The following is a 20,412-nucleotide window of genomic DNA, read 5'->3' as shown; positions in this document are numbered from 1 at the left end:
GTGCACAGTCACTGTGTCTTTAACTCGGTACAAAAGGCGTTACGGGTAACTCCAACGATTGCCCAATAAAGATGTAGGTCAATAAACTTGCGATACCAATAATCATTAAGTAAACCACCATTATTTTGGCAAGCTTAAGCGCCGCCATACGCTTTGTGGTCACGCCCCACTTTACCGCTAGGCGATAGAGACCAAACATGGCATGCAATACCACAGCAGGTAATAGCAAGACATACAGCATCCACACATCTTGGTGGTAAACACGCTCAGCCGATAAATGCGGGCCGATTTCAGGATTGGTGATCATGTCAAACAAGTGAACGGGGGCGAGAAAGAACAGTAAAAAACCCGTAATTAACTGCCAAAACCAAATTTTAGTATCTTGGTGAGGCATAATGGTCATTTGACTTCTAAGTGCCCGCCATTGCTTTATTTGTGCAGGAAAGCGACGTAAGGCAAATACAGCGTGGATTAATAAGACTATCAGCATAAATGCCGAAATGAATTTAGTCAGAACAGGAAAGCCATGGCCAGTTTCACTGAACATGCCCCCTTCTAAGAAGTGGCCTACATGATAAAAGGCTTCTTTACTGATCAAAATACTCGACTCAAAATGCAGATGCATAATGATGAATATGCCAAGTAACAGGCCAGTTGCACTTTGAAGCATATCGGCCCGAGCGGCCCATACAGGATGAGAGAATCCGCTGGTCTTTTTTGCTGCAGAGGTTAGCGCTTCAAGAGCGGGTTGATCAGCCATAAATTTGCACGTCCTGTAAATTCAATATGACTTATGACCATATCAAGTTCACAAACGGTAGCAATAACCAAAAACCAGCAAGTGACCCAGATCACCAACCGCAAGGCAAGAGTCAGATGCAGATCACACCAACGCGAATCGTGAGATGTTAGCAAGCCACTGCGCTTTGAGATAAAGATTTGAACTTGATATCAAACCCTCTAAACATAAGACTAAATAGCCACAGCTTGTTGTAATTGCAGGCAATGTTGCCGCAGTTTATCACGCATTAACAACATGGCAGGGCTGACATGCTGTCGCCCTGCACAAATGAGATTCAACGGCATCGCCTCACTGGTAAATCCAGGCAATATCTGTTGCAGTCGACCGCTATTTAAATCATCTACAACATCTAAAGCCGATTTAAATACAATGCCTTGGCCTGATACTGCCCACCGACGAGTGACATCAGCATCATTGCTACTTCGATCACCACTCACCCGTATTTTAAAGCTCTGCTGCTCGTTAATTAACGTCCACAAATCATAATTACGTTCATCAACCTTATAAATTAAACAATTGTGCTGCGCTAATTCAGCTGGGCTTTTAGGTTCGCCATGATGCTGAATATAAGCAGAAGAGGCACATAACACCCGTTGAGTATGACAAATATTAAACGCCACTTGGCTTGAATCAGGCGGTATGCCATAACGTAACGCCATATCAATTTTATCGTGCTGAAAATGGCTAAGGCTATCGCCTATATGCAGTTGAATGGTTAAATCTGGATACTGCAGTAGAAAACTGTCTAACCAAGGTAAGAATACATTCCGGCCAAAGTCAGAAGAGACTGAGATATTGAGCTGACCTGAGATTTTACCTTTTTCGGTTAACAAGGCTTGCTGGCCTAATTGCAATTGCGCCAGCGCCTCGCGACAATGGATCAGATAATGCTCACCTTCGGCGGTCAGACGCAAACTACGAGTGGTGCGAATAAACAGTACGCTATTTAACTGTTTCTCTAATCGTTTTAATGCTGCACTTGCCGCAGCAGCTGAAATATCTAGCTCAACTGCAGCAGCGCCAATACTGCCGCAATCAGCCACTCGCACAAACAGGTGTAAATCATTTATCTGCATTGTCTGGACCTTAATCTCACATCTTAATCATTCATTACTAAAATAATTTTGATAACGATACAAATATTACCCTCTAAATCATCATAGTCAATTTGACTCAAATACACTCATCGCGGTGAAATAGTCCCACAATCAGTCCACTTCTGAAGTGTAAAAACCAATGTTTCACAACAAATATCAGCCGCTAAATAGTTATCATTTGGCGCGTTTTTGCTTTTTGGCCGATAAACCCAAAGGAATATCTGCCACCTCGTTATGGCATCAGCTATAATAGCCGCCAATTCATGTTTAATTTTATTATCAGTTAGGAAAATCCCATGCCTTGGATCCAATTACGAATTCACACTCATCGCGATCATGCAGACATGCTAGGCGACTTATTGATGGATCAAGGTTCTGTGTCTATCACCTACGAAGACGGCCAAGATGAGCCAATTTTCGAGCCTAAACTAGGTGAAACACCTTTATGGCAAGACACCATATTAATGGCCTTATTTGATGCTGGCACTGATTTAGCACCGACCATAGAGTTATTAGAGTCAGTTCCCTGCTTAGGTAAAGGCTTTAACCATAAAATTGAACAAGTAGAAGATAAAGACTGGGTTCGTGAATGGATGGACAGCTTCCACCCCATCAAATTTGGTCAGCGTTTATGGATTTGCCCAAGCTGGCGTGACATCCCTGAACCAGACGCAGTAAATGTTATTCTTGATCCAGGTTTAGCCTTCGGTACTGGTACTCACCCAACCACCGCATTATGTTTAGAGTGGTTAGACAGCTTAGATTTGTCAGATAAAGAAGTTATCGACTTTGGTTGTGGCTCAGGCATCTTAGCCATTGCTGCATTAAAGCTTGGCGCGAAGAAGGTCACCGGGGTTGATATTGACTATCAAGCCATTGATGCATCGACAGCCAATGCCGAGCGCAACGGTGTTGTCGAGCAGTTGTCACTGTATTTACCCGAAAACCAACCAGAAAATTTACAGGCTGATATCTTAGTCGCTAACATCTTAGCCGGCCCACTGCGCGAGCTTGCCCCATTGATTGCAGAGAAAGTCAAAACAGGTGGTAAGTTAGCCCTTTCAGGCTTACTACAAGAGCAAGCAGAAGAAGTATCACAATTCTACAGCCAATGGTTCATCATGGATGAAGCGGCTCACAAAGAAGACTGGAGCCGCTTGACAGGCACCCGCAAATAACGGTAAAGGCAGCACACCCCTTATGACAGCTAGTTTTACGCCAAAAGGGGCGCTGACGACTCCACAACTAAAAGTCAAGCAAAAAAGTTATCTTTAGTTCATTTATTGACCTTTTCAGGACGGTAAAAAAGGGCTAATATAGCGCCCCTTTGACGAGCATGGTGAATAACTCAATGCAAATTGGCCCCTATCAACTGAAAAATCAGCTGATCGTGGCACCAATGGCAGGTGTCACCGATCGCGCTTTTCGAAATCTTTGTTTACGTTATGGCGCAGGCCTAGCGGTTTCAGAGATGCTTTCATCTAATCCCGAAGTTTGGGATACCGATAAAAGCCGCCAGCGCATGATGCATTCTGGTGAAGAAGGTATTCGTTCAGTACAAATTGCAGGTGCAGATCCTGATTTAATGGCTGCGGCCGCCCAGTTCAACGTTGAACAAGGCGCTCACATCATTGACATCAATATGGGCTGCCCTGCCAAAAAAGTGAATAAGAAGCTTGCTGGATCAGCATTAATGCAAGATCCCCAGCTAGTAAAAGCGATTTTACAGGCTGTTGTTAGTGCAGTTGATGTACCGGTAACGCTAAAGATTCGCACAGGCTGGCAACCTGAACACCGTAATGGTGTTGAAATTGCTCATATTGCCGAAGATTGTGGCATTGCCTCCTTAGCCGTTCACGGCCGCACTAGGCAGTGTATGTATAAAGGCTTTGCCGAATACGACACGATTAAAGCAATAAAACAAAATGTCTCAATCCCTGTTGTTGCCAATGGAGATATCGACAGTCCAGAAAAAGCTAAGTTCGTCTTAGACTACACTGGCGCCGATGCTGTAATGGTAGGACGAGGAGCCCAAGGCAGACCGTGGATTTTTAGAGAAATTCACCACTACTTGGAAACAGGTAACAAATTACCGCCAGTTGAGGCAAGCGAGCAACGAGAAATCATGCTCGAACACCTTAACGCTTTGTACGAATTGTACGGCGAGTACAAAGGTGTCCGATTTGCTAGAAAGCACATGGGATGGTACCTAAACCAAGAAGAGCAGCGTCAATTTCGTGCTGACTTCAATAGGCTTGAAACCGCTGAACAGCAATATTCCCTTGTGGAATGTTACTTTGATGAATTAGTTAATTTTTAATATAAAGAGCAGAATAGAATGTTTGATCAGACAACTAACACAGAAGTTCACCAGCTAACCGTAGGTAAGATTGAAACCGCTAACGGTACAATCAAGCCACAATTATTACGTGACGCAGTTAAGCGCGCAGTAACAAACTTCTTCTCTCAGTTAGACGGTCAAGAAGCGTCTGAAGTATATGAAATGGTATTAAGTGAAGTTGAAGCACCTTTACTAGACATCATCATGCAACACACACGTGGCAACCAAACACGTGCAGCGAACATGCTAGGTATTAACCGTGGCACTTTACGCAAAAAATTAAAAAAATACGGCATGAACTAGAGTTAAACCTCTAAGCTGTTGTATAAAAACGGGTTAACTAGAAATAGTTAGCCCGTTTTACATTTTGAACCCACAGTTAAACCCACATTTAATATATTACCCTTCATTTCGTTAGCGGAAAATAACGATTTAAATGACTTCTTTGAAAGTAAATGAACATGTTGTATTGGCCGTTCCTGTCACCCCATTGTATTCATGTGCAGCCACAGTAACCTCATTCCATAAAACTGGCTTATAGTTTTTAGCTACAGTATTCAGCACGTCACTGCACTCTTGATAATCTTTTTGAGTATCTGGTAGAAACCTGTGCACACTGCGAAACGCAACGACAAATAAACCTTGTTCGGTTTGCTTAGAGCTATACTCAGCATTCCCTTCATAGGTAATCGCCCCTACATGATTAACCATTTTTAAAGTTGGCGCTGCACAACCGCTTAGAAGCAATATAGAAAAAATAACTAAAATTCGACTCATAGCTCAATTCCCTTACAGATAACAAAATCGATATCTTCTGGTTTAGCCTTTACCGTCCATTCAGGTGTTACTTTTAAAGCTAAGTGATTTGTTGATGCCACAATTTCAGGGTCGCTATCCTTAATCATTTTGTAGTATGTGCATTCAACAGAGTAACCTCTGTTTATGTTTTTCGGTATTAACACTGTGATTCTAGAATGGCGTGAGTTTGCATAATGAGGCTCTTTATCCATTATTTTGACTGACTCTATTACAAACTCTTCCGATTGAGCTGATAAGCTAACAAGAAAAATAAATGCCAACCCTATAAACCTTTTCATTTTAATCCCTTAATCTAGGCTTTTGACTTAACCCCTATAGTTACTTTTAACACCTTTTCATTGCTCAATACCAATAATTTATGTAGATCCAACCTCCCGCATTAGCTTTGTAATTCTAACGTTCAACTTCGAAAATCGCTTTTCCACCAATTCAAGGTAACGATCTTCAAGCTGGTTTAATTTAACAACATCATCAATGAATTGCTTATACCTTACTAGCCTTGGTTTCCCGTAAGCATACGACCTTTCAAAAGTATCCATTGAAGCGTTAGCCCCCCAAATTAAGCGCCTAAGCTTTCTAATCCGTTTCCTTAATCTTTCCTCAGTAGTCATCGACTGCACGCTGTAATGAAGGTTTAAACACTTCCTACAAGCCCAACCATTTGATGCACCGTATAGATAAAGCCTTTTGGACTCACAGCATGGACAAAGGAATATCAAACGGGGGTATTTAGTGTTGTCCCATACCAAAGGCACTGGGAAATTTTCATTACCTTCTGATTCAAACCATAGGACTGTCAGTAACTCACTATGAGATTTAATGGTAAATTCTTGGGGATATTTATCGGGGCTATCTAGCTTGAACCTCTTGCTATGCTCTTTAATGAATGGCTTGAATGACTTAGCTTCTATGCGCTGTTTACTGTCAATATATCGTCTTGTTCTGTGCCCAGTGAAGCAACCAATCATACGAAAAACCTTTTCTAATGAACCATTAAAGCTGTTTATACGTAGTTGTCGAGCAACTAATCTTGCCGTTCTTATTTTGGTTCTGAACCACTATTGATCTAATAAGCCCAATGAGAACACGAAAAAAATCACCGATAGCCCATACTCCTGCAATATAAATATACCAATCCATTAAGCCGCCTTAATTCTACTTGAACCATAATCCTTAGTTTGGTCGGGTCTGTAACCCTTCCCCCTAGATTTAGCTAAATAACTCATTCGCTTTGCAGCTTCCTGCACTGACTGTTTATCACCTCGCTTTACTAAGTAAAATGGGTTCTTTGGTATGTGCGGGTGAATGCCTGTTAACCTCTCCCAAACCCCCACCGCAGCATCAGTAACCACGTTCGAATGAGGAATCCGATTAGCGTCTACCATCAATACAAAGTGGTAGTGTTGATTCTTAGCTTTCTCATGCTCCCTAACCCACAAGTGACCGATTAATAGCTCAGGATAGCGCCGCCTTAACTTCCTCTTGAAGCGCCTTATAAACACCTCTATTTGGCTGTTATTCGTTGAAAAGCCAGATGGGTGACAATCCATCCGAATAACAAAAATTCTATCGGTATGAGTTAAAAGGCTTTCAATCTGCCCCAACCCAGCCAACATGATTTTCCGATGCCAACCTAACGACCCGCTCAAAATCTCAATCACATAATCACCATGCTTCAACGTGAGCTTTTTGGTTGAATAAGCCATTAAAGCACCATCATTAAAAAGTAGGTGCTATATAGATAATATTTAAACGGGTCGGAAACCTGCAAATGGCAACCCGCTACCCACCAGCAATATAGGAATGTCTTATTTTTGGAGGGGTCGGAAACCTTCAAATTCTTAGGCGCTAGGTTAACGCTTGAATGAATGCTCATTGTTAAGCTATCCTTGGATGATGGTTAACGGTCGCTCCGCCAAGATTGAGCCGCTAACCATGTTCTAATGAAAGGGGTTTGAACTTATTGTTTAGGCTCCTTTTGCCTTTCTGGGTCATCGTTGGCCGTTAGCTCGTTTAGCACTTCGTAGACCATGCTTAATATTCGGCTCTTTGATGCCTCGTTTCTTCCAGATATCTCATGCAGCTTCTTCTTAACTTTTACATGCTCTTGCGCGTAGTATTTACTTCTTTGCTTTTTCTCCTGAATCTTACGCCCACACCCATCAAAATATCCTTGTATCTCTTCTGGCATAACCCTATATATGCGCCCTTTTCTAGCATCTGGGACTGGAACCCATAACGGCTCGTATCTAACAACATCAATCAAACGGCTTCCTCCATAACCATACTGATCTGATATCTCCTTTTCAGTGAACTCCTCACCGTTAAGCAGTCGCGTTAATAGGCACTTTGCAGCGGCCAGCTTTTTAGGGGTAATACTCTTTTTCATCTGTAATCCTTTTTATGTTGGCGGGTTAGTTTTAATAGATTGTTTAAGAGAATTGACCTTGCTCGAACGCTTCTACTTGCTCAATTGTCCAGCCAAGTAAAACCCCATTAATACGAGTAGGTGCAGGAAAGCGTTTATCGACTTTCCACCATCGCCAGATAGATTTACTTGAACGGTTATAGCGGGTTTCTAGATCACTGTAAGAGAGATATTTAGTCATGTTAGTTACCTTGTTTGAGAAGACAACCAACATACTAAGGAGATTTAAGATAATAATTTAGGGAATAAATTGCGGTAGTTTTGTCGGGTTAATGACGACTTGATTTATTAAACCTTTCTGCTATTTCTGGGAATTGCTTAATAAATTTTTCTTGGTCTGCCGCTGACCATTCAGGAGTTGTTTTTTTAAGGTTATTGATAAATGTTTTTGAAACAAGTTGAGGGTGCCTCTTTTCTAACGTGCTAGCCTCGAAAGATTCCATTGTAGGGAATTTAGCAAGTAACAGTGTTGCTGCCATTTTACTTGCTTTGTGCTTAGTTATGCCACAATAAGTGTTCAATAACGTAATCCAATGCATAGCCTGATTAAGAGCTAATTCAGTCATTGCATTACGCATACTCTTTCCTGATTCAGAAGGTTTATAATCACCATTCAGCCTCCCCCAAGCTACTTTTGCCAATTCTTTCGTAATCATCGGCGGTATTGCTACCCCATCAGTGGACAGTAGAACAATAGCTAGGTCTAAGTAACTAGGATCATTATTTACTCTCCATTCGCGAAGCCTGTCCATCACATTATTAACAATTTGGGATGAGGAGCCAACCGCATATAGTTCAGCCCTAAACTCATCAAACTCACAGTAATAATTATCGTCATCATCAAAATAACTTTCGAAGGGAAATTTACTCATTACCAGCACTCATCACTATTACATTGTTAGCTTCTTCATTAGCGAGCAGGTTTCGCCATGTATCCAAAGCAATGGATTTATCTCTTAATCTGTCAGCATGAACGTAGTGGCTCATAGATCCCTGCAATGAGTGACCTAACAAGCTTTCTACTGTTAGCGGGTTTACTCCATTTTCATTTAACACAGTTGCAAGTGTTCTCCTTAAATCGTGCCAGTTCCATTTTTCATGACCTAATTTTTGGGCTAGTGTTGGCGCAAAACTACTGACGGCTGGAGACTGTTTTAGTTCTCCCAGTATATATTCACAATTGCTATCGATAGCCCGTTGCTTTAGCTCTGTTATTAACGGTATTAGATGCTTGGGTATTGGTCTTAGGATCTCAGCGTTTAGCCCTTTACTGTCGAGCTTTTTTTTATTCTTATTGTGTTCTTCTGGCACTGTCCAGAGGCGCTTATCAAGATCCCATTCATCTATTTTTGATAATCTAACTTCTTGAGTTCTCGCACCAGTAGCAAGAAGTATTGCGGCAATATTTGCATAATATTTATGGGGGGATAACGAATCTACCCATTGAATTAATTCGGATAACTCGTCAAAGTTTAACACTCGTTTCTTAGCCTTTTGGACACTTCCAGCATCTGCCATTGAAAGATCATCCAAAGCATTGCTAACCGCATACTTCCTCACTCGACAAAACTTTAGCGCCTGTTTAGCCGCTTGGAAAGCATAACCAGAACCCACAGGGTAAACGGCTTTATACTTATCAAATACCGCTATCCAGTTGCTAGTACCACAATCTGCAAGAGGCAGTTCTCCGATTTTTGGGTAAATCCATTTATTAAACTGAGATTGAACCTTAGACCAATTAACTCTGTTCTTTTTGGCGTGGTTATCTATCCAGTGCTCTAAAGCATCCTTCACAGTCACAGGTTTTGCGTTACCACTCTTGATAAGCTTAGTCCTAACAGAAGGGTTATAGCCGTCATTAAGCCATGCCTTGCACTCGGCTGCCTTACTTCTAGCAACCGACAACGCCATTCCTTGTGGCTTGCCAGTATATTCACCAAGTGTAAGGGTTTGTTGCTTACCATCAAATCGGAACCTAAACACAAATGAAACCTTACCAGATGGACGACATAAGGCTATCAACCCGTCTCTATCGGCTAGTTTCTTAGGTGTCCTACCTTCGAACCCTTTTAACATTTTATCCAGTTTAGAAGCGACTAGAGACATTTTAAACCCACACTTAAACCCACAAGTAAGTTGATACCTGTTAGAATACTCCGAGATAAAACGAGATGCAATATTGAAGGTAAACCTTTCGTGACAATAAGTTAGGAAGGCAAATCAGGAATTAGTAAGATATAAAAAGATAACTATACAGTCCATACGGCATGAACTAAGACTTAACGTCTAAGTGATTGTAAGAAAACGGGCTTTCCAGCAATGGAAAGCCCGTTTTTGTTGATATGTCCCCCATATATACCCCCGTTGTTTTGTTGCCCCTTCCTGTATTCGATTCCGCTTTCCTTCAACGTAATTCCCAAGCTAAAACTTTAACTTTTACTCATGGTTAAATATCAGATAATGATACAAAAAATGCTTAGTGCGTCAGATTCTGTCGCAGGGTAGTATTATGCTCATGGCATAGATAATCGGGAGAACATCGATGCAAATCAATATCCAACGCCAAATTGCCATGCTGGAACAAATACCTGCTCATCCAAGGCGCATTACCGCTAATGACATCACTGCAAGACTGCAAAGTCGTGATTTTGATATTGGATTAAGAACCGTGCAGCGGGAATTAAAAGCCATGTACGACATGGGGCTGTTTGGCATAGTGCTCGATGACAGAAGCAAGCCTTTTGGCTGGTCGATTGCCGCCTGTTGGCGTGGTCTTAACTTGACCTTGATGGATAATCACATGGCATTGGCATTTTACACCCTAAAGCACAGTGCTAGCCAACTGCTGCCTCCCCAAAGCCTTAAGCAGTTGACCCCTTATTTTGACCGTGCAGATCAAATATTAGGAAATGATCCTGATAACCCTTGGCTTTACTGGGCCTGCCGCGTGGCGCAGTTACCTAAACCTTTTCCTTTTATAATTGAGCAGCAAGATCCACAAATATTTGAAGCTGTGCAATCGGCACTGCTTAACAAGCGCCAGATTGCCTGCCAAATAAAGCGAGTGATCCAAGGGAAAAGCTATTGGCTTGATTACACGCCCATTAATCCTGAAGGTATACAAATATCAGATGGTGTCGCACTACTGACCTTTACCATTGGCACGGTTGAGCCAAAACTTTTTGCCAAATCCATCGACTTACTACGTAATGTGCGAGTGTTGGACACCCCTTCCATTACTCGAAGTGAAGCTAATATTGCCCGTAGAAAAATGGAAAACCAAGCGGAGTTGATTGATATTGAATTGCTTTTTTCTGCATCAGCAAACTTTATCATGCGCAATGCCAAGCTCAGTGACAATCAAACTGTTAAGCAGTTAGAAGATAAACGCTATCTGGTTGAAGCAACCGTTGAAGACACCTCAGGATTAAGAACATTGTTGTGGAGCATGGCTGACAATGTCGAAGTGCTGGCACCAGCCAAATTAAGAGCCCATTTCACTCGATTAATTAGCAAGGTCAATGCGCGCTATCAAATTGCTGCGTCTTAGGCTGTCGCACCCTTAAGTTACGCTGTTTAGCGTAACTTCAAGGAGATGAATCGATGTTTGACTTACTGACGCAAAACAGCCCATCACCTCGCATTGCCGTTTTCGGTGTGGGAGGCTGCGGCTGCAATACCATAAATCAACTTAGCCAATCGTCATTCAATGACAACGTCCTGCTGATTGCCGTCAATACTGATGCACAATCACTGCAGGCCTCTCAATCTAGCACTCGATTACAAATTGGCATTGAAGCCACTAAAGGATTAGGTGCGGGCGCTAAGCCCGAAAAAGGTCAAGCTGCTGCGCAGGAGTCTGAAGCACAAATAAAAGAGCTTATTGAACTCGCCGACATCATTTTTATTACTGGCGGTATGGGCGGCGGCACTGGCACTGGCGCCATCCCGTTCATGGCTTCAGTCGCCTCAGCGCTAAATAAACCATTAATTGCCGTGGTTACCACCCCTTTTAGTTTTGAAGGCCAGCAAAGGAATCTTCTGGCCAATAAAGGCGTCGATAAATTAATGCAGCACGCCAATGCTGTAATCGTGTTACCTAATGACAAACTGGCTAAAACTCTGGATAAGAAAGTCAGCCTAGTTAACGCCTTTTTTGAAAGTAACCGTATTTTGCAAGATGTATTGCTGGGGTTAACCACCACCATTAGCCAATCAGGTTTGATTAATATCGATCTCAATGATTTCATTGCGGTGGTAAATCACCATGGACGAGCCGCTATGGGAGTGGCGAAGCAAATGCCAGGTGCAGATATCCAAGTGACGATTAATAGCGCCCTTAAAAATCCATTACTGCAAGACGTTGAGCTGACTCATGCCAAAGGAGCGATTGTCAGTGTGATGGCATCTGAAAATATTGAGCTCAGCCAATATAATATGATTGGCGAAACCCTGCAGCAGCAACTCGACCCTAGTGCATTGGTGATAATTGGATTAACCATAGTGCCTGAGCTGGATTGCGAGCTGGAATTGATGGTGATTGCCACCGGTATTCAAGCCACAACCGACCAATCAGTAATCATTATGGATGATGTTAAAGTACCGCCTTCAACAGACCGCTTTGCATCAGTAGAGCTGCTTAATCTTCACGATTTTCTAAAAGAAAAGTCTGTAGACAGTAACGATGATAATCATTGCTTAGCTGAGCTCGATGTCCCGACTTATACCCGTAACTTAAATCAAAAAACAGCAGGGCAATAATATCGGCCCCTAGGGTGAGCCGCTAGCTGCTGCTATATCTTTGATAGCATCAGAGAAGGCTCACTCCTTTCAAGTCGATCGACTTCGGCAGTACTAACTTGGCTTTATCAACTGCATGGGTGCAACTTTGCCTGCTGTTAGCCTTGCTACTTTGACGATGACTACCACGATAATTTTTACAGCCCCAGAATTCCCCCCGAGCGCTTTTTCTTAGCACCATATCAGCGCCGCAAACGCTGCATAACGGTGTGGTATGGGCGCATTGATCATTAAGACAGACTTTAAAGCCTGCAAAGCGTTTACGGGTCATGGGGCTTGCACAAAGCTCGCAGCCTGCTTCTTTGTGGTCGCACAAAGGAAAGTGGCAACAGGAATAGAATGACTTAAAGTTACCGGTTCTTTGCTTTAATACTCCTGTGGTGCAGCGAACACAGTTAATATCTTCAAACAGCCTTTGCACTATAGAGGTCGTAAATTCTGCTTGCTCAATGGCATAACCATCTTGAATAAGCTCTGTGACAAACGGGCTGACATCAGTCATATCAGCCAGTACATAGGCGCGATGCTTAGCACGGGTTAACGCCACATAAAATAACCGTCGCTCTTCAGCGTACTTAAAGTCTTCTTCTTTTGCTAAAAAGGCATCTAACAAAGGCGGGATGATTTTATTTGATGGAAAGCCATGCTGGCCGGTTTTCATTCCGATGATTACCACATAGTCAGCCTCTTTACCTTTAGCGCCATGAAAGGACTGACACTCAATGGTTATATTGGAGTATTGCTGATTCAGTAGTCTTAGGGTATTACTATCTGGCAGCTGAAACCAAAAGCGGGCCAGTAAGTACACTGTCGGTTGCTTTGCGCCAGCTTTAAGCTTATTGACCCTAGCACTAATCGCCGACAATGCTTGCGCTAACGCATTAGGGCTTGGGTTGTCAGCTGTGGCGGCTTCATGTTCGCCGCGCTTAATCACTGACACCGCCGCTTGGGTCACTGTCACGTTGGAGCGAATCTGTTTTTTAAGCTGCGCCGGATTTTGAGTGACAAACTGGGTAGCAACATCGCCAATGCTGCTATTAAATCTAAATGTTTGGTCAAGATAGCTTGTCGCAGCTGCGCCAAAATAGTCACTAAAATGGGTCGTTAGGCTGACATCTGCGCCACTAAAACGATAAATAGCCTGCCAGTCATCGCCAACACAAAATAATGAGGCTGTGGTTTTACTCTGTGCTGAGTAAGCCTGTGTTAATGCTTTAACTAAACGCGCTCTAGGCTCGGAGATATCTTGAAATTCATCCACCATAATATAACGCCACGGGCTAATGAATTGCCCTGTTTGTATATAGTTAAGCGCCTTGGCAATCATGTCTTCAAAATCGATATCGCCATTTGCAGCTAACTGCTGTTGGTAAGCGGTTAATATGGGCTGGAGCAATTCAAATGCCTTACGGCTTTGCTTGGGATCAGTAGCTTGATTAAATAGCTTGTCTAGGCCTTTATTATCAAGGCAAGCCGCTTTGTATAAACCAATAAGCTGACTAAATAATTTGGCTAATTCAGTCACCCGCCCAAGCTCATTAAGGGTTGCCAGTATCGCGTCATCGGGCAGCGGCGCATATTGCAGTTCAAATGCCGTTAATGCCTGTTGTAATTCTGCCGTTAACTGGCCCTTTTTATGCTGATAGTAAAATAGCTCAATACAGGCAGTATCATGCTGTTGATGTAACTCGCGTTTCCACTGTATCGACTCAAGATAAGCCTGATTATCGATATAACTGGCGGTATTATTAGCCTCATCAATGCCGTAATATTCAATATAAACATCATATTCTGGCAGGTAAAAATCAGGCTGGTACTGGCGAAAATCAACACTACTAACATCATGCTCATACTTGGCTTCATAGCGATATTCAATGCCGTTTTTAAATAGCCAGTTAGCAATATACAGTTCGCCGAAACTCTTAACCCGCTCGCCTTTAAGCGTGCGAATATCATTGTCAGTTAAGTATTGGAAGTACTCGCCTTCGGATTCAAAATCAAATGGGCTTTTTTCCACATAATAATATTGGCTAAAAAACTCACACAGCCGTTTGCTGAAAACCTCATCTTTAAGCAAGTAATCAAGCTGGAGTTGTAACCATTTCTCTTTGGCTTGGTCATCTTCTGCCAATGGTGACAAACTGGGCTGCTTGCCTTCCACTGCTGCAATAATCCTTAAACCAAGGCTGTGAAAGGTGCTGGCTTTTATTGCATCTGTGGCCAGTTTTTGTTTGATGCGGTCATCCATTTCATCAGCGGCTTTGCGGCCGTAAGCTAACAATAAAATATCCGCTGCTTGCGCTTGACCGCTGGCAACTAAATAGCCTGCACGCCCCACCATTACACTGGTTTTACCGGTGCCAGCCCCTGCCAGTAATAAATTGTTATCATCATCTATAACGCAAGCGCGGCGCTGTTTATCGGTTAATGGCTTTGATTCAACATTATCAAAAAAGTCTGCATATTTGACTAATTGCCTGTCAACATAAGCCGAACGAATTTGCGCTATCTTGGCGTTATTCCAATGATAAAAGCCAGATAATTTCACTAACGCAGCGTTAAGCGTTACCGATAACCCCGCCGATTTACACCATGGAAACCAGCGGCGATATTCACGTTTAATGCGAGGCTGCATTTGCCCAAGTAACGACTGACGTAAATACTTATTCGCTAAGGTATGCTCAATGCGGGCAACTAACTCACACAGCTGCTGCTCATGAGCTTGCGCCCAATATTGTTCAATGTCTTGTTTAAATTTGGGGTTAGAAAAATATCCCAGAAATGGCACCTGATAAAACTGGCCTTGGGCTTGAAATCGAAGCAAACTGCCTAAAAAGCTTGGGGTAAACTCGGCTGGCGCAACCAGTTGCTGCCAAGTAAATTGTTGCAGCTGAGGTACAGGTTTTACTGTAAACCAATGCCTAAATAAACGACCTTGCTGAGCACGAAACTCAATGCCATTAGCCGATAATTTAATGGCATCTGCAGCGCCTAAATACAGGCGCCCAAACCAACTATGCTTGATCGTTTTTTCTGATTTTTTAAATTTTTCTGGTAACAATTTACAACCTACGGCTTAATGGCTGAACAGCAAACTATTGATATTTAGGCGTCACTATAGCTTAATCTTAAGCGCCTAAGCATGATCTTTATCTGCTAATGATTTAGCGATGGGCAATTGAGTTAACCGCAACTGGGGTTAATGAGATAGACAGGCGTTTTATGTAAGCAGGCTTGCGGGCTATCGCTATGAGTAAGCTCAAAAGATAGCGATTAAGATCTCGTCTAATTTAGAGCTATGAATAGGCTTAGTGACAACCTCAGTACACCCCATGCTGATCATATCGATACGGGTTTGCTCAAAAGCATCTGCGGTACAGCCAATAATTAACGGCTCATTAGCCAAGTTTAACGCTTTAATTGCCTTGGTCGCGGCAATGCCGTCCATCACCGGCATATGATTATCCATGATCACCAAGTCAAAGTGTGTTGCTTGCACTTTATCGACACCAATTTGACCGTTTTCAGCGACCTCACAATCAAAGCCGCGTTTGTTGAGGAACATCTTCATCACTTTTACATTGATTTTATTATCTTCAACAATAAGCACTTTTAAACCTGAGCCATCAAACATAGAGCTATGATGACCTGTGACCTGTTGCGGTTTGGCATCTAATTTAATCGGTATACTCACTCTAAACTGGCTACCTACCCCCAGCTCACTATTGAGTTCTATGCTACCTCCCATAACATTCACCAGCTCAGAGATAATCGCCAGCCCCAGCCCAGTGCCGCCAAACCGACGGGTGGTATCCGCTTCAGCTTGAGAGAATGCCTGAAAAACATAATCTTGTTTATCTTTATTAATACCAATACCGCTATCAGACACAATAATTTCTAATAACGGCTCAGCCCCATTATTGATGACGTTAATTGACGCGGCAATATGGCCTTGAGGGGTAAACTTCCACGCATTATTGAGCAAGTTTTGTAGTATTTGTTGAATTCGGATCTTATCAGCGACACAAACTTTATCTTGCTCGCCAGCCGACTCAAAGCTAAATGCCAAGCCTTTTTCATCGCACAAGGCTTTATAAATCGGTTCAACTTCCGACTTGAGTTCGTTGATGGTAAAACGGGTTAAATTTAAGGTTAATTTCCCCGCTTCAATTTTTGAAAAATCCAAAATATCATTGAGCACAGATAGCATGTGCTTTCCTGATCTCAATAAGGTATTGACCATCTCTTCTTGTTCAACATTAAGAGAAGTGTCTTTAATCAGTTCTGTCATACCTAACACGCCATTCATTGGAGTGCGAAGCTCATGACTCATTGATGCTAAAAACTGCGATTTTGAGATATTTGCGGCATCGGCTTTTTTGGCAGTGAGTTTTAACGAGTCTTCCAATTCTTTGCGCTCAGTAATATCACGCTCAACCGCCATAAAACCTTCTAGCTCACCTGAATCATCATACAGCGGCCCAATTTGCACCTCTAACCAATAGGCTTCGTTACTCTTGGTGTAGTTAATTATCTCAAAAGTACCAAAGCCTCTATTTTTTATTAGCTCACCAATTTTACGAGCCGTTACTTTGCTAGTCTTTGGCCCTTGCAGTAAATCTGCGGGTTTCATGCCCAACACTTCATGTTTTTTATAGCCTGTCATCTTCTCAAATGCACCATTGACCCAAATTATTTTGATATCAGGATCGGTAAATACCACCGCATCTCGCATATATTTGACAACCCGCGCAAGTCGAGTTGATTCAGCCTCTTTATTTTTTAAATTTTCCGCCTGTTGCTCAAGTAATTGCTGTGAGCGAGCTAATGACTGAAAGGGGGATACTAAGATTTTTCTACCCAAAAAATACAAGAGTAAAATGGTCATACTGGTAGCAAGCAGCATTCTAAGAAATAAGCTTCGTAAGAAGTCTGACTCTATTTTTTCAACAAATTGTGGCGATGATGCATACAGAAGATAAATATCAAATTGGGGGATCATTTTCGCTTGAGTCTGCCAGCCACCCTGGGGAGACATAGCCCAGTTAAACCTGTCTTGTCTGATCCCAAACCAATGATTTTTATCTGCAATTAATCGACCTATTAATTGCGAGTCATTTAACTGGATAATATAAGCAGTCAAGCCCTCAGCTAATGCGTGATATCGTATCGGCTCAGTGATTAATAAGTAATCTTGGCCACGCTCATTAAAAAAGATATAGTTGTTATCATTAAGAATTGACTCATCATTAATCCCCTCAACCAGGTAATGTCTTAGTTGCTCCCCAAGCTCAAATTCAAGATAAATGCCCTCGCCAGCAAAGTCATACAGGTTCACAAAAGTATCTACATCATGTGGTTTTATCAGTGATAGTTGGTCATGTAAGGTATGTTTATCATCAACACCTTCTAGCGTCGCGCTGATAACATCAGGGTAAGAGGATATTTTATTAACATCCCTTTCATGGGCGCCGATGAACTCGGCAACGTATTGTTCAATTGCAGAAAATTTACCTTTTAAATTCTCTTCATTGATGAGTTTTGCAGTTTCAGCGGCCTGATTGGACACAAAAATATAACTGGACGCCATAAAGGTAATGGCCCCCAACAAAATAAACAGCGAAAATAAATGCATTCCATTTTTTTTATCAAACCACATAATAAATTCGACGCCTTAGGCTTACTGCTCAATCAATTTAACCGCATTAATATCATCGTATATCGCCATACATAAATCGTTTTCATCTAGCGCCTCATGGGCATCTGGGGCGCTATGGCTAAATACACTAAATGGTGCCTGATATTGTTTTATTAATCCGTCAACCGGCGCTGTCATCGACTCCAGTGCCTGCTTCATTGCGATGCGATTAGTGACTATATTGTCAGTAAAACTGACATTATTGGCGGCTGCGATAAAAATTTTACCGAGATCATAACCATGAACAAAGCCTGCCGGCGATTTGATGTTTTTATCAACAAACTGCTCTGGAAACATAGCTTTAGCATCATTAAAAACCTGCTGATTAAAATCAGTTACCTCTGAGCTATAAAAATTAAAGCATGATTGTATGAAGTGTAAATTTGCTTTATTGCGGATCTCAAATGGCACCACAGTGGCAAAATCCCCACCGGTAATCCCCCAGTGACTGTATATTGAAATATCCAAACCCAGCTCAGCCACAGCGGCTACGATTAACGCCCCTTCTGTGGCCCCTGCGACCATAAATAAGCAGTCAACTTGTTCTTTTTGGGCGGTTGCTAATAATAATCTTGCTTGCGCTGGGTTTATCCCCCAAGCAAACCAAGTTTCCCCCACTTCAGTCATGCCATAAGCCTCAAGGGCAGAAGTCATACTGCGATAATTAGATTTACCCCAAGCGGTATTTTCGAGCATCATGTGTGGTTTTTTACATTGTTTTTGCATCGCAAAATCAACTAAGTGCTTGCCAACTTTTTGATCATCTACCGAAAGCCGAAAAACAAAATTATCTTTTGAGGGGTATCGAGTAATTGGTCCACCAGCAGCCCAAGGGACAAGGGTGAGCAATTGTGACTCATTAATAAAATCTCGATATTTTATTAATGGCGGGGAATGCAGACCGCCTATAAACACTATCCCATTAGGATCTTTCAAAAAACGGTCCATATTCTTTTTGCTTCTGCCGACATTACCTCGATGATCTAAGGTGACAAATTCCACACCAAGGCCACCAAGTTTATTATCTGCCTGTTCAAATGCGACTTTAAAACCCTGTTCAATTGCTAATGACGATTCAATATGACCCGTTCTATCGGCATCAAAGTAAACTTTAAAAAACTTAGGAGAGGCGAGTATCTCGAGGGAATAACTAAATAATAGAAGCAAAAATACAATTTTAAGCATACTGACAATCCTTGGTTGGCATGCGGCAATTTTAGTCAAGCATCTTAGTTATAGCCTACCCTCTGGAAATAACCATATAAATTGTGATGCTATTTGTGCCAGTAACGCAGTCATGCCAAGCTAAGTTAGTTTGATACTCGTTAGGTTTGCCCTACTTTTCAGCCTTACGCAATTTGTATATCTAAGTTTTCAAGCTCATTAACTGAGTCCTTAACTGAGTTAGCTCGCTGCACAATAAACTCGCTAAACACCTTAATCGATTGGCTTTGTTGGTTTTCTGCTAGGCTAACAATACTGAACTTAGCATTCAGTTTCGGCATCAATTGCGGGCTAAGCTGCACCAAGGTGCCCGCTAATAATTCATCACGTACTGCTATTTCTGGAGTTAGCACTACTAAATCTGAATGAAAAATAGCGTCTTTAATTGAGTGAAGCTGATCAAAACGAATTAAACCGGCAAAATCATCTCTTTGTAATTGAAATAAGTCTTCAAATTGATTGGCGATGGTAATGGGCAATTTCAATGGGATCGCCAAAGGATAATCTCTAAATGTCGCTAAATATAATCTCGGCAGCTTAGTAAGCGGGTGATCAGGACGACAACAAAATATCACCGGAAATGGTGGCAGCGCTTGTAAGTGAAGTAATGGGTTATCTTCAAGCTCAGTCACTTTGGCTTCCGCAACAAACAAATCCAACTTTCCTTGAAGTAACAGCTCTGTTAATGATTGCCAATGATCCACTTTAAAATCAATGGTCATTTTGGGACAAGCCTGAATAAACTGCCCCAATATAGGGCCCACTAAACAGTTTGATGGAATAGGGCTGGCGCCAATGCTAATTTCATGCTCATTTTCACCATGAAAGCTGGCGATATCGCGTTTTAGTTTATCGTGCTGCTTTACAATGTTTTGGCTATGAGCTAATACCATTTCCCCCAAAGGGGTTAGCGTCATATTTTTAGAGTCGCGCTGAAATAGCTTACCACCAACTAATAATTCGAGTTTTTGCAAGCTTTTGGATAGTGACGGCTGAGTAATATTTAACTCTGCGGCAGCTTTATGAAAGTGTTTTAATTCAGCCAATACAACAAAGTATTTAATGTGACGTAATTCCATATCAATCCTACTTATATTTAAACTGAATTATTTAAATTAATATTTCCGTGCTAAAATTTATAAAATAATGTTCACCAACTAATCTTTATCAAATAACATAAAACACTAACTATTAAGCCAACTA

Annotated in this window: 18 protein-coding genes; 5 read left to right on the top strand and 13 right to left on the bottom strand. The window is 41.9% G+C overall.

The annotated features are described in order from the left end of the window. Positions 1 to 19: 19 nt before the first annotated feature. On the bottom strand, positions 20 to 760 hold the full coding sequence (locus Q4546_RS12650) for a fumarate reductase cytochrome b subunit (RefSeq protein WP_102437007.1): 741 nt from the start codon (positions 758 to 760) through the stop codon (positions 20 to 22). Between the two features lie 212 nt (positions 761 to 972). Beyond that, a complete protein-coding gene (locus tag Q4546_RS12645; RefSeq protein ID WP_303446368.1) occupies positions 973 to 1,878 on the bottom strand; it encodes a LysR family transcriptional regulator in 906 nt (301 codons plus the stop codon). Between the two features lie 317 nt (positions 1,879 to 2,195). Between Q4546_RS12645 and prmA the strand changes: the two genes are divergently transcribed. From prmA to fis, 3 genes are all read left to right on the top strand, one after another. Then, positions 2,196 to 3,077 (top strand): 50S ribosomal protein L11 methyltransferase, encoded by an 882-nt coding sequence (gene prmA / locus Q4546_RS12640; RefSeq protein ID WP_102437011.1) that lies wholly within the window; start codon positions 2,196 to 2,198, stop codon positions 3,075 to 3,077. Between the two features lie 173 nt (positions 3,078 to 3,250). Then, positions 3,251 to 4,219 (top strand): tRNA dihydrouridine synthase DusB, encoded by a 969-nt coding sequence (gene dusB, locus Q4546_RS12635; protein WP_102437013.1) that lies wholly within the window; start codon positions 3,251 to 3,253, stop codon positions 4,217 to 4,219. 18 nt (positions 4,220 to 4,237) lie between these two features. Continuing rightward, entirely contained in the window at positions 4,238 to 4,543 is a 306-nt protein-coding gene (fis, locus tag Q4546_RS12630) for a DNA-binding transcriptional regulator Fis (protein ID WP_011494902.1), read from the top strand. A gap of 129 nt (positions 4,544 to 4,672) precedes the next feature. On the opposite strand, the gene Q4546_RS12625 is transcribed toward fis, so the two are convergent. The 7 genes from Q4546_RS12625 to Q4546_RS12595 all read right to left on the bottom strand — a co-directional run bounded on the left by Q4546_RS12625 (position 4,673) and on the right by Q4546_RS12595 (position 9,593). Further along, entirely contained in the window at positions 4,673 to 5,017 is a 345-nt protein-coding gene (locus tag Q4546_RS12625) for a hypothetical protein (RefSeq protein ID WP_102530740.1), read from the bottom strand. Continuing rightward, positions 5,014 to 5,337, bottom strand: a complete 324-nt coding sequence (locus tag Q4546_RS12620) for a hypothetical protein (protein ID WP_102530741.1) — start codon at positions 5,335 to 5,337, stop codon at positions 5,014 to 5,016. Before Q4546_RS12620 ends, Q4546_RS12625 begins: the two co-directional genes overlap by 4 nt. Before the next feature lie 861 nt (positions 5,338 to 6,198). Beyond that, complete coding sequence (locus Q4546_RS12615; protein WP_102530743.1) at positions 6,199 to 6,765, bottom strand: inovirus-type Gp2 protein; 567 nt, start codon at positions 6,763 to 6,765, stop codon at positions 6,199 to 6,201. Positions 6,766 to 7,019: 254 nt separating this feature from the next. Then, positions 7,020 to 7,448: a hypothetical protein gene (locus Q4546_RS12610; protein WP_102530744.1), complete on the bottom strand. Its 429-nt coding sequence runs from the start codon at positions 7,446 to 7,448 to the stop codon at positions 7,020 to 7,022. Between the two features lie 43 nt (positions 7,449 to 7,491). After that, the gene (locus tag Q4546_RS12605; RefSeq protein ID WP_102530745.1) at positions 7,492 to 7,668 is read right to left on the bottom strand and encodes an AlpA family transcriptional regulator; all 177 of its coding nucleotides are present in this window, start codon (positions 7,666 to 7,668) and stop codon (positions 7,492 to 7,494) included. 88 nt (positions 7,669 to 7,756) lie between these two features. Further along, the gene (locus tag Q4546_RS12600) at positions 7,757 to 8,359 is read right to left on the bottom strand and encodes a hypothetical protein (RefSeq protein WP_102530746.1); all 603 of its coding nucleotides are present in this window, start codon (positions 8,357 to 8,359) and stop codon (positions 7,757 to 7,759) included. Then, positions 8,352 to 9,593 carry a site-specific integrase gene (locus Q4546_RS12595; protein ID WP_303446367.1) on the bottom strand — a complete coding sequence of 414 codons (1,242 nt, stop codon included), beginning with the start codon at positions 9,591 to 9,593 and terminating at the stop codon, positions 8,352 to 8,354. The genes Q4546_RS12600 and Q4546_RS12595 overlap by 8 nt, the downstream gene beginning before the upstream one ends. A gap of 436 nt (positions 9,594 to 10,029) precedes the next feature. On the opposite strand from Q4546_RS12595, the gene Q4546_RS12590 reads away from it, so the two are divergent. Together Q4546_RS12590 and ftsZ are read left to right on the top strand one after the other, a co-directional pair. Further along, the gene (locus Q4546_RS12590) at positions 10,030 to 11,037 is read left to right on the top strand and encodes a YafY family protein (protein ID WP_102437015.1); all 1,008 of its coding nucleotides are present in this window, start codon (positions 10,030 to 10,032) and stop codon (positions 11,035 to 11,037) included. A gap of 53 nt (positions 11,038 to 11,090) precedes the next feature. Continuing rightward, on the top strand, positions 11,091 to 12,248 hold the full coding sequence (gene ftsZ / locus Q4546_RS12585) for a cell division protein FtsZ (protein WP_303446366.1): 1,158 nt from the start codon (positions 11,091 to 11,093) through the stop codon (positions 12,246 to 12,248). Positions 12,249 to 12,297: 49 nt separating this feature from the next. Here ftsZ and Q4546_RS12580 read toward each other — a convergent pair whose 3' ends face one another. From Q4546_RS12580 to Q4546_RS12565, 4 genes are all read right to left on the bottom strand, one after another. Further along, positions 12,298 to 15,348, bottom strand: coding sequence for a UvrD-helicase domain-containing protein (locus Q4546_RS12580; RefSeq protein ID WP_303446365.1), 3,051 nt, complete (start codon positions 15,346 to 15,348; stop codon positions 12,298 to 12,300). A 198-nt stretch (positions 15,349 to 15,546) separates the two neighbouring features. Beyond that, positions 15,547 to 17,946 (bottom strand): ATP-binding protein, encoded by a 2,400-nt coding sequence (locus Q4546_RS12575; protein WP_303446364.1) that lies wholly within the window; start codon positions 17,944 to 17,946, stop codon positions 15,547 to 15,549. A gap of 21 nt (positions 17,947 to 17,967) precedes the next feature. Next, positions 17,968 to 19,170 carry an ABC transporter substrate-binding protein gene (locus Q4546_RS12570; RefSeq protein ID WP_102476036.1) on the bottom strand — a complete coding sequence of 401 codons (1,203 nt, stop codon included), beginning with the start codon at positions 19,168 to 19,170 and terminating at the stop codon, positions 17,968 to 17,970. 164 nt (positions 19,171 to 19,334) lie between these two features. Further along, a complete protein-coding gene (locus tag Q4546_RS12565) occupies positions 19,335 to 20,288 on the bottom strand; it encodes a LysR family transcriptional regulator (RefSeq protein ID WP_102519929.1) in 954 nt (317 codons plus the stop codon). Positions 20,289 to 20,412 lie beyond the last annotated feature (124 nt).

It is taken from the genome of Shewanella sp. 4_MG-2023 (assembly GCF_030548015.1).
Taxonomy (GTDB): Bacteria; Pseudomonadota; Gammaproteobacteria; order Enterobacterales; family Shewanellaceae; genus Shewanella.
The sequence above is the reverse complement of the archived record's forward strand: the minus strand, read 5'-3'. Positions and strand labels throughout refer to the sequence as shown.